The sequence below is a fragment of the Saccharopolyspora sp. SCSIO 74807 genome (assembly GCF_037023755.1).
Taxonomy (GTDB): Bacteria; Actinomycetota; Actinomycetes; order Mycobacteriales; family Pseudonocardiaceae; genus Saccharopolyspora_C; species Saccharopolyspora_C galaxeae.
In genome coordinates, this window is the sequence record NZ_CP146100.1 from 4224756 (window position 1) to 4237248 (window position 12493).

A 12493-nucleotide genomic window follows, 5' to 3' on the forward strand; every position below is an offset into this window, starting at 1 on the left:
GGGGCGGCGGTCTTTTCACGTCGCGGGGAGCTTGGACGGAGTCACTCCGGACATGCCCGGGTCCGGCAGTCCGGATGCAGCGGCCAGCCGTGCGGCGGGTCGTTCAGCGGACCCCAGCCGAGGCGGCCGCAGAGCGTCTGCACCACGCTCCGTTCGTCGAGCCGCCCCTGCACCGCGTCCTCCGCGACGAGGTGCACTTGCCGAGGCCCGCGCAGCCCGACCGCGTACCGCGCGTATTTGATGATCACGGCCCCGCAGGGCCGCAGAGCGCCCGGGCGGCATTCGCCGACCGGGCGGTTTTCGCTGATCGGGTCCGGGGCGGTTCGGTGCGTTCGGGGAATGTCCATTCGCCGCATCGGCTTCCGTCGGTGAGTCGGGGACCACCGGCCGGGGCGGGAGAGTGCCCCGGCCGGTGGCATGGCCCGCCGGACCGATTCGAGGGGACCGGTGCATCGGCCCGGCGAGTCCCTGTGCGCTACGGCCGCGACCTCGGGGGTGGTTCCCGGCGCGCGGAACCGATCGCGGCGGCGCGGCGCGGAACGCCGGCGCGGCACAGGGGAGGGTCTTGCGGGTTGTGCACCGAGTGTGTTGATCAACATACAGAGAGTTCCATGAGACATGTCCTGTGGGCAATCGAATACGAGCTTCTCCTTGATCTTGAACCCGTTCGGAGGACGGCGCCGCCGTCCTGGTCGTGCGTGCGAAACTTCGACGGCTTGTGATCAGCACTGGAGGTTCGCCTGTGGCCAAGAAGCCAGGTCCGAGTGTTCGCCGTCGCCAGCTCGGCGCGCTGCTTCGGCAATTGCGCCACGACTCCGGCAAGACGATCAAAGACGCTGCGGAATGGCTCGACATCGGGCAATCCGCGGTGAGCAAGATCGAGAAGGCGAAGCAGACGATCAAGTCGCAGACAGTGCGTGCGCTGTGTCAGCTCTACGACGTGGACACCAGCACGACCGAGACGCTGCTACGCCTGGCGCGGGAAGCGAACGAGCGTGGTTGGTGGGCCGCCTATCGCGACACGCTTCCGGAATGGGCACGCCAGATCGTCGGCCTCGAAGCTGACGCGGAGACGGTTTGGAGCTATCAGGCCGAGTACGTACCTGGTCTGTTGCAGACCGAGGACTACCTGAAAGCCATCACGCGCACGTCCGCACCCGATATCCCCGAGCACGACTTGACCCGCAAAGCGCAGCTGCGGCGCAAGCGCCAGGAACTGCTGGGCGGCGAGCACCCTCCTCAGCTGCGCTTCTATCTCAATGAGGCGGTGCTCAGGCGCCCGGTAGGCGGCCCGGGAGTCATGCGCGCCCAGCTCGAGCAACTGGCCGATTGCGCCGGTCGCGAGCATATCGATCTGCGCGTGGTGCCCTTCGCGGTCGGAGCGCACCCGGCCATGGCGAACAGTTTCGTCGCCATGCAGTTCCCGGAAGAAGACGCTCCTGCGTTCGTGTACGTCGAGCACTACCGGGGAAGTGTCTACCAGGAGGACCCCGGCGACGTTGATCACTGTATGTTCATGGTGCGTGAGCTCGATCGGTTGACCGTGAGCCCAGCGGACTCGCGCACGATGCTGGTCGAAGCAGCCGCTGTTTTGTGAGACGAGCAAGAAAGAGGCGTGTCATGCCGGAGTCGGATCTGTCCTACGTCGCGTGGCGCAAGGCGGCCCGCAGCAACCCCAATGGCGAGTGCGTCGAAGTCGGTTTCGCGGTGGAGGCCGATGTGGTCGGGGTGCGGGACTCGAAGGATCGCGGCAGCGGGATGCTCGCCGTGCCCGGTTCCGCGTGGTCGGCCTTCTTGGCGTCGGTGCGGTCGGGCGCGCTGGCCGGTTGATCTTGCCAGCGGCCGGGTCGGCACCCGTTCGTTCGGAGTGAACGGAACTTTGGTCCTACTAGATTGGACGAACAGGCCGTTCACTCAGAAGCCTGCGGGGGACCGGAAGCCGGTGCGGATTTGCGGGCGACGAGGGTGTTGATCAGGCGGGGGAGTTGTTCGGCGAACAGCCAGAGGCTCAGCAGCAGGGTTGACCAAGAGGCGCCGAGGATCCAGCCCGCCAGCACGTCGGTGGGTGAGTGCACCCCGAGCAGCACGCGGCTGAAGCCGGTGAGCACGATCGCCAGCACCGCGCCGGTGAATACCCACGCCCGCGCCCACCGGGCGCGCAGCAGCCGCAGGGCGAAAGCGCCGAGCAGCAGGTAGAGCGCGGCCGACTGCGCGGAATGCCCGGACGGGAAGCCGAAACCGTCCTCGACGACCAGCGCGTTCACCACCAGCGGCCGCGGCCGCGCGATCATGATCTTGATCAGGTTCACCGCGAGGCCCATTCCGGCCGAAGACACCGCCAGCAGCACCAGCGGCGCCCAAGTACGCCTGGTCAGCCCGATCAGCACACCCACGAGCAGGCTCACCGGCAGCACCACCAGCACATCTCCGAGCCAGGTCAGCACCGACAGGGCGGCGATCAGCGGCGCCGACCGCAGTCCGAGCGAGACGCGCAGCAGGTGCTCGTCCAGCCGCAGCAGCGGCCCGCCCTGGTGCACCTGCTCGGCCAACCCGCTGAAGCACCACACGCCCAGCGCGCTGACTAGCAGCCCCAGCACCACCGGCAGCCAGGGGTAAGCCGCGACCAGGTCCCGCACTCCGGCCTGCTCGGTGTCCGTTCGAGGCTCGGGCTGCGTTGCCGGGGTCACTGCGGTGCTCCAAGGGTCCGGGTGCGGCGAACCCGGCCGAGTCTACTCAACCGCCGGAGAGTCGATCATCGTTCGGACCGGGCTGCGCGCCGCAGTTTCGCCTACCGCGGCGGGCGGCCATCTGATGCGGATGCGGTAGGCGGACTCACCTTCGTGCCCGAACCACGTCGCCGATCCGGGTGCGATCGTCCGCCGAGGACCCGCGAGCCGAGGAAGGCGGCCGGTGATGACCCAGACGGCGGAAAGTGGCGTTCGGTCGCAGTTGCCGCGGCCGTTCCCGTACGTGCTGATGTACCACTCGGTGACCCCGTACACCGAGGATCCGTACCTGGTCACGGTCTCTCCGGAACGGTTCGAGCGGCAATTGCGCTGGCTGCGTTCGCGCGGGTGCACGGGGGTTTCGATGCGGGACCTGCTCGCCGCGCGGCGCGCCGGTGGTGGGCGCGGGCTGGTCGGGCTGACCTTCGACGACGGCTACACCGATTTCGCCGAGACGGTGTGCCCGCTGCTGCGCCGCTTCGGCTGGACCGCGACGGTGTTCGTGCTCAGCGGGCGCCTCGGCGGGGAGAACACCTGGGACCCGGAGGGGCCGCGGAAACCGCTGATGAGCGCCGCGCAGGTCGCCGAAGTGGCCGCCGGCGGCATGGAGATCGGCTCGCACGGCGCGCTGCACCGCAGGCTCCCGGGACTGGACGCGGTGGAGCTGGCGGGCGAGACCGCGCACAGCCGGATGCAGCTGCAGAAGATCTCCGGACAGGACGTCACCGGGTTCTGCTACCCGTACGGCGAGCTGGACGAGCAGGCGGTGCGCGCGGTGCGCAACGCGGGTTACGGCTACGGCTGCGCGATCTGGCGGTCCGCGCTTTCCGGGCCGCACGCCCTGCCGCGCACCTACATCGGCGACCGGGACGGATCGCTGCGGCTGGACGCGAAACGGGCTCGGCACCGGCTTTCCGACCGGCGCGAGGCACCGAGGTTCCTGCGTTTCCGGTAGGGCCACTACCGCTGTTGCGGGAGGGTCCTTCGGCCCTGAGCTGCGACTGTGTCGTCAGCCGCGAAGGCGCGAGCAGGCCGGCGCGGGGGCCGCGGCGACCAGGTGAATCTCGGGGGAGGGCAACGTGACCCAGCAGCAACTGGCCCTGGCGATCAACGGCCGGGAACGCCACCTGTCGGATCGGCTGGTCGCCTACCGCGAACCGGCGGGCGTCCCGGTCAGCGAAGCGCCGCCGGTGCGGCAGGAAACCGTGGTCGTGCTCGGGCTGGGCTACGTCGGCCTGCCCACCGCGTGCGGGCTGGCCGCGCGCCGCTCCAGCGTCGTCGGGGTCGACGTGAGCAAAGCGCGGCTGCGGGCCATCGCCGACGGCGACGTGGATCTGCCGGAACCGGAACGGGAGCTGGTCCGCGACGCGCTCGCCGACGGCTCGCTGCGGCTGGTCGAAGATCCCTCGGTGCTGGGCGAGGCGGACGCGATCGTGGTGTGCGTGCCGACGCCGGTGGACGGCGACCGGGTACCGGACCTCTCCGCGCTGCGCGGCGCCTGCGCGACGGCGGTGGCGCACGCCCGGGCCGGCCAGACGATCATCCTCACCTCCACCACGTTCGTCGGCACCACGCGGGACCTGCTGGTGGAGCCACTGCGGCGGCGCGGGCTGACGGTGGGCAAGGAAGTCCACGTCGCGTTCAGCCCGGAACGCATCGACCCCGGCAACCACGACCACGTGCAGCGCGAAACCCCGCGCATCGTCGGCGGAGTCACGCCGGAGTGCGCGGCACGGGCGGCGCGGGTGATCGGTGACCTGACCGACTCGGTGTACCTGGTCGGCTCGCCGGAAGCCGCGGAGCTGACCAAGCTCTACGAGAACATCTTCCGCGCGGTGAACCTGGCGCTGGCCAACGAGGTCGCCGACGTCTGCCGCGCGATGGCGCTGGACCCCATCGAGGTGACCATCGCCGCGGGCACCAAGCCCTACGGCTTCCTCGGCAGCTTCCCCGGACCCGGTGTCGGCGGGCACTGCATCCCGTGCGACCCGCACTACCTGCTGTGGCAGCTGCGCGAGCAGGGGCTGGGCGCGCCGGTGATCGAGCAGGCGATGCACTCCATCGAGCAGCGTCCCGAGAAGGTGGTGCACCGGGCCGGCCAGCTGCTCGCCGAGTCCGGCCGCGAAGTCGCGGGCGCGCGGGTCCTGCTGGCCGGGGTGAGCTACAAGGCAGGCGTCCGGGACCTGCGCGAATCCCCGTCGCTGCCGATCATCACCGAGCTGCACCGGATGGGCGCGGACGTGCGCTACCACGACCCGCTGATCGACGAGGTCGAGCTGCCCGACGGTTCCCGGCTGCGCAGCGAACCCGCCCCGCGCGGCCAGGACTGGGACCTGGTGGTGGTGCACACCGTGCATCCGGGATTCGACTACGGCTGGGCGGGGGACTGCCCGCGGGTGCTGGACGCGACGTACCAGTTCGACCTGGCCCCGCACCGGCAGGTCGTGTGAGCCATGCGAGTCCCGGACCCGGTCGCCTTCGACACCAGCACGCCCGCAGTGGTGTTCAAGCTGGACCCGAACGTGCTGCACCACGGCGGACTCGGCGTGATCCGCAGCCTCGGCCGCGCCGGGGTGCCGGTGTACGCGGTGCACGAGGACCCGACGGCTCCGGCCGCGCATTCCCGCCACGTGCGGGGACGCTGGCTGTGGCGCCCGGATCCGGACGACCCGGAGCGGATCAACATCGGGCTGGCGGCGCTGGCCGAGCGGCTCGGACGGCCCGCGGTGCTGATCCCCACCGATGACGCCGCCGCCATCCACCTCGCCGAGCACGGCTCGTCGCTGCGCGGCTCGTTCGTCTTCCCCGAGCCGCCCGCCGGATTGCCGCGCCGGGTAGCCGGGAAGTTCACGTTGCACCAGGTCTGCCGGGAGCTGGAGGTGCCCAGTCCCCGCGCGGAGCTGATCGGCACCACCGCCGAGGCCATCGAGTTCGCCGTCGAGGCCGGGTTCCCGCTGATCGCCAAACTGGCCACGCCGTGGACCGGTGCCATGAAGGTGCGCAGCACGACGATCGTGCGCGAGCGCGCGCAGCTGCTCGCGCTCACCCGCGAATGCGAACAGCAGCGCGCAGGCCGGTTGATGCTGCAGGAGTTCCTGCCCGGCGGCGCGGGAAACGACTGGTTCTTCCACGGATACCGCGGCTCCGCCGGCTGCCGCCCGGCGTTCACCGGGGTCAAGGCGCGGTCCTACCCGGCACATGCCGGCCTGACCACTTTCGGGCGCTGCACGTCGAACACGCTGCTGCGCGGGCAGGCGACCGAGCTGCTGAAGCGGCTGGACTTCCGGGGGATCGCGGATCTGGACTTCCGCTTCGACCACCGGGACGGGCGCTACAAGCTGCTGGACTTCAACCCGCGGCTGGGCGCGCAGTTCCGGCTGTTCCGCGATTCCGCGGGCATCGACGTGGCGCTGGCGGCCTACCTGGACCTGACCGGGCAGCGGGTCGCGGAAGGACTGCCGCCGGTGGGCCGCAGCTTCCTGGTGGAGAACTACGACCCGCTCGGCGCGCTGAGCTACTGGCGGCGCGGCGACCTGCGGCTGCGGGACTGGCTGCGGTCGCTGCGGCGGGTGGACGAAGTGGCGTGGTTCGCCCGCGACGACCTCGCGCCGTTCGCGCTGATGTGCGTGTGGATGGGCAGGCGCGCGCTCACCCGGAGGTTCGGCGCGAAGCCGGGGAAGCGGTTGGTGGACCCGCCGCGCTACGAGGAACGCGGACGCGATGGCGGCAGCCGGCATCGGGGACGGACGCCGTACGCAGTCAAGGAGGATCGCTGATGAACGAAACCGTCGACGTCGCCGTGGTCGGCGCGGGGCCGTACGGGCTGTCGCTGGCGGCGCACCTGCGCGCCGCCGGGGTCCGGTACCGGCAGTTCGGCCACCCGATGGACCTGTGGCGCACCAAGATGCCGCGCGGGATGTACCTGAAATCCCAAGGTTTCGCCTCGAACCTGTCCGATCCGGACGGTTCGCACACGCTGCGGAACTTCTGCCAGGAGACCGGCCGCGGCTACGCCGATTACGGGGTTCCGGTGTCGTTGGACAACTTCATCGCCTACGCCGACTGGTTCCGCGAACAGCGCGGCCTGGACGTGGAAGAAGTGCTGGTCGACGACATCGACCGGCGCGGCGGGGCGTTCGAGCTGGAACTGGCCGACGGCGGCCGGGCGCGCGCCCGCGCGGTCGTGGTGGCCGCGGGAGTGCAGCACTTCCCGCGGATTCCGGAAGTCTTCTCCGACCTGCCGCCGGAGTTGTGCTCGCACAGCTCGGAGCACGCCGACCTCGCCGGATTCGAGGGACGCCGGGTGCTGGTGGTCGGCGCGGGCCAGTCGGCGCTGGAATCCGCCGCGCTGCTGCACGAAGGCGGCGCCGACGTGCGGTTGATCGCACGCGCCCGCAGCGTGGCGTGGAACGGGCGGCCGCTGCTGCCGGACCGCCCGCTGTGGCGCCGGATGCGGGAACCGGAAGCCGGTCTCGGCTCCGGCCTGTCGACCTGGTTCTACTCCGAGCACCCCGACCTTTTCCGGCACCTGCCGGAAAGCACCCGGGTGTTCCGGGCGCGCACCGCGCTCGGCCCGGCCGGGGCGTGGTGGCTGCGCAGCCGCGTCGAAGGTGTGCTGCCGGTGCACGTCGGACACACCGTGGACTGGGCGAAACCGGACGGCGACGCGGTGACGGTGGGGGTGCGCACGTTCGGCGGTGGCGGGCGCGAGTTCACCGCCGAGCACGTCATCTGCGCCACCGGCTACCCGCCGGATCTGGAGCGGCTCGGGTTCGTCAACTCGCGGCTGCGCTCGCAGGTGCGGACGCTGGCGCGGACTCCGCGGGTGGATGCGCACTACGAGTCCTCGGTGCCGGGATTGTTCTTCGTCGGTGCGGCCGTCGCGCCGAGCCACGGCCCGGTGATGCGGTTCGTCTACGGCGCCGATCACGCGGTGCGCCGGGTCAGCGGCAAGCTGGCCGCGGGCGTGCGCGGGCGTTCGCGCGCTCCGGAGGTCACGGGAGGGCTGACCGGATGAGTCTTGCCGAGCCGCGGACCGCGGCGGTCGCCGACCCGATTCGGGTGCGGCGGTCGCCGACCGGCCGGGTGACCTGCCCGGAGCAGGCGTCCGGCCGGATGCCGCGACTGCTGCCGCTGGTGCTGCTGCCCGCGGCGGACGCGGTGGCGCTGGTCGTGGCCGTCGCCGTCTCCGGGGCCGCGGTGTGGACCGGCGTCGTCTACGGCGTGGCGGTGCTGGCGGTGCTGGCGGCCGAGGGCCAGCACCGCAGCCGGATCTGCCTGCGAGTCGGCGACCAGATTCCGCGGTTGGCGATCTCGGCGGCGTGCCCGGCGGTGCTGCTGCTGCCGTGGACGCCGCCGATGTGGCTCGGCTGCACCGGAGCAGGCGTGCTCGTGGTGTTCCGGGGCGCGGTGTGCGGAGTGCTCCGGTCGGTGCACCGGCGCGGGTTGCTGCTGCAGCCGACGGTGATCGTCGGTGCATCGGATCTCGGTCTGCGGATCTACCGGGCGCTGCGCGAACACCCCGAACTCGGACTGCTGCCGGAGGGTTTCCTCGACGACGGCCCGCGGCGCGATGTTCCGGTGCTGGGGCGTGCTGCCCAGCTCGGCGAAGTGGTCGCCAGGCACCGCATCACCCGCGTGCTGCTGTGCGAGTCCGAAGCGGACCTGGTGGCGATCGTGCGTGCTTGCCGCCCGCTGCCCGCCGACGTGTGCGTGGTCCCGCGGCTGCACGAACTCGGCGTGGCGTTGCCGCAGGCCAGCTTGGACGAGGTGTGGGGAGTGCCGGTGGTGCCGCTGCGGCGCTGGACCCACAGCGCTGCGGCGAAGGTGGCCAAGCGGATCTTCGACGTCGTGCTGGCCGCAGCTCTGCTGGTGCTGCTGGCGCCGCTGCTGCTGACCTCGGCGCTGGCGGTGCGGCTGGGTGGCGGCACCGCGTTCTTCCGGCAGCGCCGCGTCACCGGAGCCGGGCGCAGCACCGAAGTGGTCAAGATCCGCACCGTGGCCCGCGGAGCCGGACAGGGCTGGACCGTGTCCAAAAAGGACACGAGCGTGCTGGGACGGTGGCTGCGCGGCACGCACTTCGACGAATTGCCGCAGCTGACGCACGTGCTGCGGGGGCGGATGTCGATCGTCGGGCCGCGCCCGGAACGGCCCTGCTACGCCGAGCGCTTCAGCCGCGAACTGCCGCGCTACGCCGACCGCCACCGGGTTCCCGGCGGCATGACCGGCTGGGCGCAGGTGCACGGGCTGCACGGGGACACCTCGATCCCCGACCGCGCCGAATTCGACAACCGCTACATCGAGAACTGGTCGCCGTGGCTGGACGTAATGGTAGTGGCCAGGACCGCGGTTGCGGTGCTGGCCGCCGCGATGGGGGGAGTACGACGATGAAAGTTCTGCACGTGATCACCGGCCTGGCGGTCGGTGGCGCCGAGTTGCAGCTGCGCTCGATCCTGCAGCACACCAGGCACGACGCCGAGGTGCTCGCGCTCTACAACGCCGGTGACGTCGCGAGCATGATCACCGGCGACGGGCCGCGGGTGCGCGATCTGGGGATGAGCAGCAACACCCAGCTCAGCGCGCTGCCGAAGCTTCGCGCGCTGATCCGCGAAGGCGGCTACGACGTGGTGCACACCCACCTGTACCGGGCGTGCGTGTACGGCAAGCTCGCCGCGAAGCTGGCCGGGACGCCGGTGGTGGTCGGCACCGAGCACTCCATCGGCGAGACGCACCTGGAGCGGCGGCGGATGACCGCCGGAGTGCGCGCGCTCTACCTCGGCACCGACCTGTTCGCGCAAGCCACCATCGCGGTCTCGCCGACCGTCGCGGACCGGCTGGCCGCCTGGGGCGTGCGCCGCGGCAAGATCACGATGATTCCGAACGGGGTCGACTTCGACCGGGTCGCGTTCGACCCGGCCGCGCGGGCGCGGGTGCGCGGCGAGCACGGCATCGACGACCGCGCGCACGTCATCGGCCTGCTCGGGCGGCTGGACCCGAACAAGCGCTTCGACATGGTGATCGAGGCGGCCGCGCCGCTGCTGGGGGACGGCGGCAAGCTGCTGGTGGTCGGCGACGGCGCCGAGCGCGCGCGGCTGGAGGCCCTGGCCGAGCAGCTCGGCGTGCGCAGGCACGTCATCTTCGCCGGGGAGCGGCACGACGTCTCGGCGATGTTCTCCGCGTTCGACCTGTTCGTGGCTTCCTCCGCGCAGGAGACCTTCGGCTTGTCGGTGCTGGAGGCGCTGGGCAACGGGATGCCCGTGCTCTACACGACCTGCCCGGCGCTGGCCGGCGTCCGCACCGACCGCGCCCGGCAGGTGCCCGGCGAGGTGGACGCGCTGCGCAAGGAGATCACCGCGGAGGTCACCGATCGCCGGTCCCGGATGGACGTGCCGGTGATCCGCGAGCTCTACGGCATCGAGGCGGTCACCGGCCGCATCGACGACCTCTACGAGCGGCTCGGCGCGCGGTCCGGGACGCCGGTCGCCGCGCGCGAGGGCGGTGGTGTGCGATGAAGGCACTGGTCACCGGCGCGGCCGGGTTCATCGGCTCGCACCTGGTCGAGCACCTGCTCGCGGACGGGCACGCGGTGCTCGGCCTCGACGACCTCAGCACCGGCAGCCGCGCGAACCTGCCCGCGGATTCCCCGGAATTCCGCTTCACCTCCGGCACCATCCTGGACGGCACCCTGGTGGACGACCTGGTGTCCGAAGTGGACGTGGTGTTCCACATGGCCGCCGCGGTCGGCGCTTTCGTCATCCAGGAACGCACCCTGCGCAGCCTGCTGACCAATGTGCACGGCACGGAGAACGTGCTCGACTCCGCGCACCGCCGGGGCGCGCGGGTGCTGGTGGCCTCCACCAGCGAGGTCTACGGCAAGAACAGCAAACCGGGGCTCAACGAGGACGACGACCGGCTGGTCGGCGCACCGCTGAAGACCCGCTGGACCTACTCCGAGGCCAAGGCGATCGACGAGAGCCTGACCTACTGCTACGTGCGCGAACTCGGGCTCAGCGCGGTGATCGTGCGGTTGTTCAACACCGTGGGCCCGCGGCAGAGCGGCCGCTACGGGATGGTCATCCCGCGGCTGGTGGGCCAGGCGCTGTCCGGGCGCCCGCTGACCGTGTTCGGCAGCGGCCACCAGGTGCGCTGCTTCTGCCACGTCGCCGACGTGGTGCCCGCGCTGGTTCGGCTGGCCGGGATGGACGAGATCACCGGGACCGCGCTGAACATCGGCAGCAACGAGCAGGTGTCCATAATGGACCTGGCGCGCAAGGTCATCGAACTCACCGGCACCGCGGCCGGAATCACGCGAATGTCCTATGAGGACGCTTATGGTCCCGGCTACGAGGACCTGCAACGCCGGGTGCCGGACTGCGCCAGGGCCAGGGAACTCATCGGCTTCCAACCGTCCCGGAGCCTGGAGGACATCATCCGGGCCGTGATCGACGAGCAGACCAGCGCGGCCCCGGTCGTCTCGGCGTAGCGGGGGCCTCATGCACGACGACGGGGTTCGGGAGGGAGAACGACATGTCGAGGTCACTGAGCCGGAACGCCGCCGGAACCGGCTGTTCGCGCCACTCGCCGCGTGGTGGCGCGGCAGGGCGGGGCACGAGGAACCGCAGCCGCCGGACGAGGACGCCGATCACGCGCACAGCCCCCGCGCCCGCCGGATGCGCCACCTCGGCGGCTCGATCTGGTTCATCGGGCTCATCGCGCTCGCGGCCCTGCTGGTGGTCGTGATGGCCATTCCGCGGATCACCGCACCGGCGCGGCCGGAGACGCTGGTGGTGGCGTCGCTGCCGTTCTGGAACCTGCAGGCGGGCACGAGCACGGTGGTGTCCAACAAGGACTCGGTGAACGAGGTCTCCCCGTGGATCTACGGTCTCGGCGGGGACGGATCGGTCACCCGGCAATACCCGCCGGACCGCTCGGCGGAGGTGGCCGGCCAGGTCGAGAAGCTCCGCGACGCCGGGGTTCCGCTGGTGCCTTCGCTGGCCAACATCACCGACGGCCGCTGGTCCTACGAACCGGTCGCGCGGGTGCTGCACGACCCGCGGCTGCGCGACCGGCACGTCCGGGAGATCGTCGAGCTGGTCGAGCGCGAGGACTACGAAGGCATCGACATCGACTACGAGAACCTGCGGGCCGGTGACCGGGAAGTGTTCAGCCGCTTCGTCACCGACCTCGGCAACGCGTTGCACGCCAAGGACAAAACGCTGTCGGTGGCGGTGTTCGCGAAGTCCAGCGACGCCGGCTACGACGAGCGCAACGTCGCGCAGGACTACGCCGCGATCGGCAGGGCGGCCGACCAGGTCCGGCTGATGGGCTACGACTACCACTGGGGCACCTCGCCGCCCGGGCCGATCGCGCCGATCGGCTGGGTCCGCGAGATCGTCGACTACGCCAAGTCGCAGATCCCGCCGGAGCGGATCGTGCTGGGCGTCCCGCTGTACGGCTACGACTGGGTCGGTGACCGAGGGTCGAACCTGACCTGGCTGCAGGCGTTCCAGCTCGCGACCGAGCACCGGGCCGAGACGCACTACGACCCGGTCAGCCAGACCCCGTGGTTCCGCTACACCGACGAGCAGGGGCAGCAGCACGAGGTGTGGTTCGAGAACTCGGTCAGCTCGAAGGCGAAGTTCGAGGTCGCCCGCGGCGCCGGTATCCGCGGCGTCTACCTGTGGATGTACGGCTACGAGGACACCGCCACCTGGACCCGGCTCGCCGAGAGCCTGCCGGTCGGGGATTGAGCGGGGTCGGGGAGATGA

Annotated in this window: 12 protein-coding genes; 10 read left to right on the forward strand and 2 right to left on the reverse strand. The window is 71.1% G+C overall.

Annotation, left to right across the window (positions count from 1 at the left end):
- Positions 1-41 precede the first annotated feature (41 nt).
- Positions 42-248: a hypothetical protein gene (locus V1457_RS19375; RefSeq protein ID WP_295141744.1), complete on the reverse strand. Its 207-nt coding sequence runs from the start codon at positions 246-248 to the stop codon at positions 42-44.
- Positions 249-742: 494 nt separating this feature from the next.
- On the opposite strand from V1457_RS19375, the gene V1457_RS19380 reads away from it, so the two are divergent.
- Positions 743-1597, forward strand: a complete 855-nt coding sequence (locus V1457_RS19380) for a helix-turn-helix transcriptional regulator (RefSeq protein ID WP_338595974.1) — start codon at positions 743-745, stop codon at positions 1595-1597.
- Positions 1598-1620: 23 nt separating this feature from the next.
- On the forward strand, positions 1621-1830 hold the full coding sequence (locus tag V1457_RS19385) for a DUF397 domain-containing protein (protein WP_338595975.1): 210 nt from the start codon (positions 1621-1623) through the stop codon (positions 1828-1830).
- A gap of 80 nt (positions 1831-1910) precedes the next feature.
- On the opposite strand, the gene V1457_RS19390 is transcribed toward V1457_RS19385, so the two are convergent.
- Positions 1911-2687, reverse strand: a complete 777-nt coding sequence (locus tag V1457_RS19390; protein WP_200069446.1) for a phosphatase PAP2 family protein — start codon at positions 2685-2687, stop codon at positions 1911-1913.
- Positions 2688-2913: 226 nt separating this feature from the next.
- Between V1457_RS19390 and V1457_RS19395 the strand changes: the two genes are divergently transcribed.
- The 8 genes from V1457_RS19395 (at position 2914) to V1457_RS19430 (ending at position 12475) form a co-directional block, all read left to right on the forward strand.
- On the forward strand, positions 2914-3681 hold the full coding sequence (locus V1457_RS19395; RefSeq protein WP_295147868.1) for a polysaccharide deacetylase family protein: 768 nt from the start codon (positions 2914-2916) through the stop codon (positions 3679-3681).
- Between the two features lie 124 nt (positions 3682-3805).
- Positions 3806-5176, forward strand: a complete 1371-nt coding sequence (locus V1457_RS19400) for a nucleotide sugar dehydrogenase (protein WP_338595976.1) — start codon at positions 3806-3808, stop codon at positions 5174-5176.
- A gap of 3 nt (positions 5177-5179) precedes the next feature.
- The gene (locus V1457_RS19405) at positions 5180-6502 is read left to right on the forward strand and encodes a carboxylate--amine ligase (RefSeq protein WP_338595978.1); all 1323 of its coding nucleotides are present in this window, start codon (positions 5180-5182) and stop codon (positions 6500-6502) included.
- Positions 6502-7743, forward strand: a complete 1242-nt coding sequence (locus V1457_RS19410; protein WP_200069442.1) for an NAD(P)-binding domain-containing protein — start codon at positions 6502-6504, stop codon at positions 7741-7743. The genes V1457_RS19405 and V1457_RS19410 overlap by 1 nt, the downstream gene beginning before the upstream one ends.
- Positions 7740-9116, forward strand: a complete 1377-nt coding sequence (locus V1457_RS19415; RefSeq protein WP_233627175.1) for a sugar transferase — start codon at positions 7740-7742, stop codon at positions 9114-9116. Before V1457_RS19410 ends, V1457_RS19415 begins: the two co-directional genes overlap by 4 nt.
- Entirely contained in the window at positions 9113-10237 is a 1125-nt protein-coding gene (locus V1457_RS19420) for a glycosyltransferase (protein ID WP_338595980.1), read from the forward strand. The genes V1457_RS19415 and V1457_RS19420 overlap by 4 nt, the downstream gene beginning before the upstream one ends.
- Complete coding sequence (locus V1457_RS19425; protein ID WP_338595982.1) at positions 10234-11208, forward strand: NAD-dependent epimerase/dehydratase family protein; 975 nt, start codon at positions 10234-10236, stop codon at positions 11206-11208. The genes V1457_RS19420 and V1457_RS19425 overlap by 4 nt, the downstream gene beginning before the upstream one ends.
- 10 nt (positions 11209-11218) lie before the next feature.
- A complete protein-coding gene (locus V1457_RS19430; RefSeq protein WP_338595983.1) occupies positions 11219-12475 on the forward strand; it encodes a glycosyl hydrolase family 18 protein in 1257 nt (418 codons plus the stop codon).
- Positions 12476-12493: the final 18 nt, after the last annotated feature.

Coding starts and splice junctions, on each gene's coding strand:
- V1457_RS19385 (WP_338595975.1), top strand. CDS start 1,621: ATGCCGGAGTCGGATCTGTCCTACGTCGCGTGGCGCAAGGCGGCCCGC.
- V1457_RS19395 (WP_295147868.1), top strand. CDS start 2,914: ATGACCCAGACGGCGGAAAGTGGCGTTCGGTCGCAGTTGCCGCGGCCG.
- V1457_RS19405 (WP_338595978.1), top strand. CDS start 5,180: ATGCGAGTCCCGGACCCGGTCGCCTTCGACACCAGCACGCCCGCAGTG.
- V1457_RS19410 (WP_200069442.1), top strand. CDS start 6,502: ATGAACGAAACCGTCGACGTCGCCGTGGTCGGCGCGGGGCCGTACGGG.
- V1457_RS19415 (WP_233627175.1), top strand. CDS start 7,740: ATGAGTCTTGCCGAGCCGCGGACCGCGGCGGTCGCCGACCCGATTCGG.
- V1457_RS19420 (WP_338595980.1), top strand. CDS start 9,113: ATGAAAGTTCTGCACGTGATCACCGGCCTGGCGGTCGGTGGCGCCGAG.
- V1457_RS19425 (WP_338595982.1), top strand. CDS start 10,234: ATGAAGGCACTGGTCACCGGCGCGGCCGGGTTCATCGGCTCGCACCTG.
- V1457_RS19430 (WP_338595983.1), top strand. CDS start 11,219: ATGCACGACGACGGGGTTCGGGAGGGAGAACGACATGTCGAGGTCACT.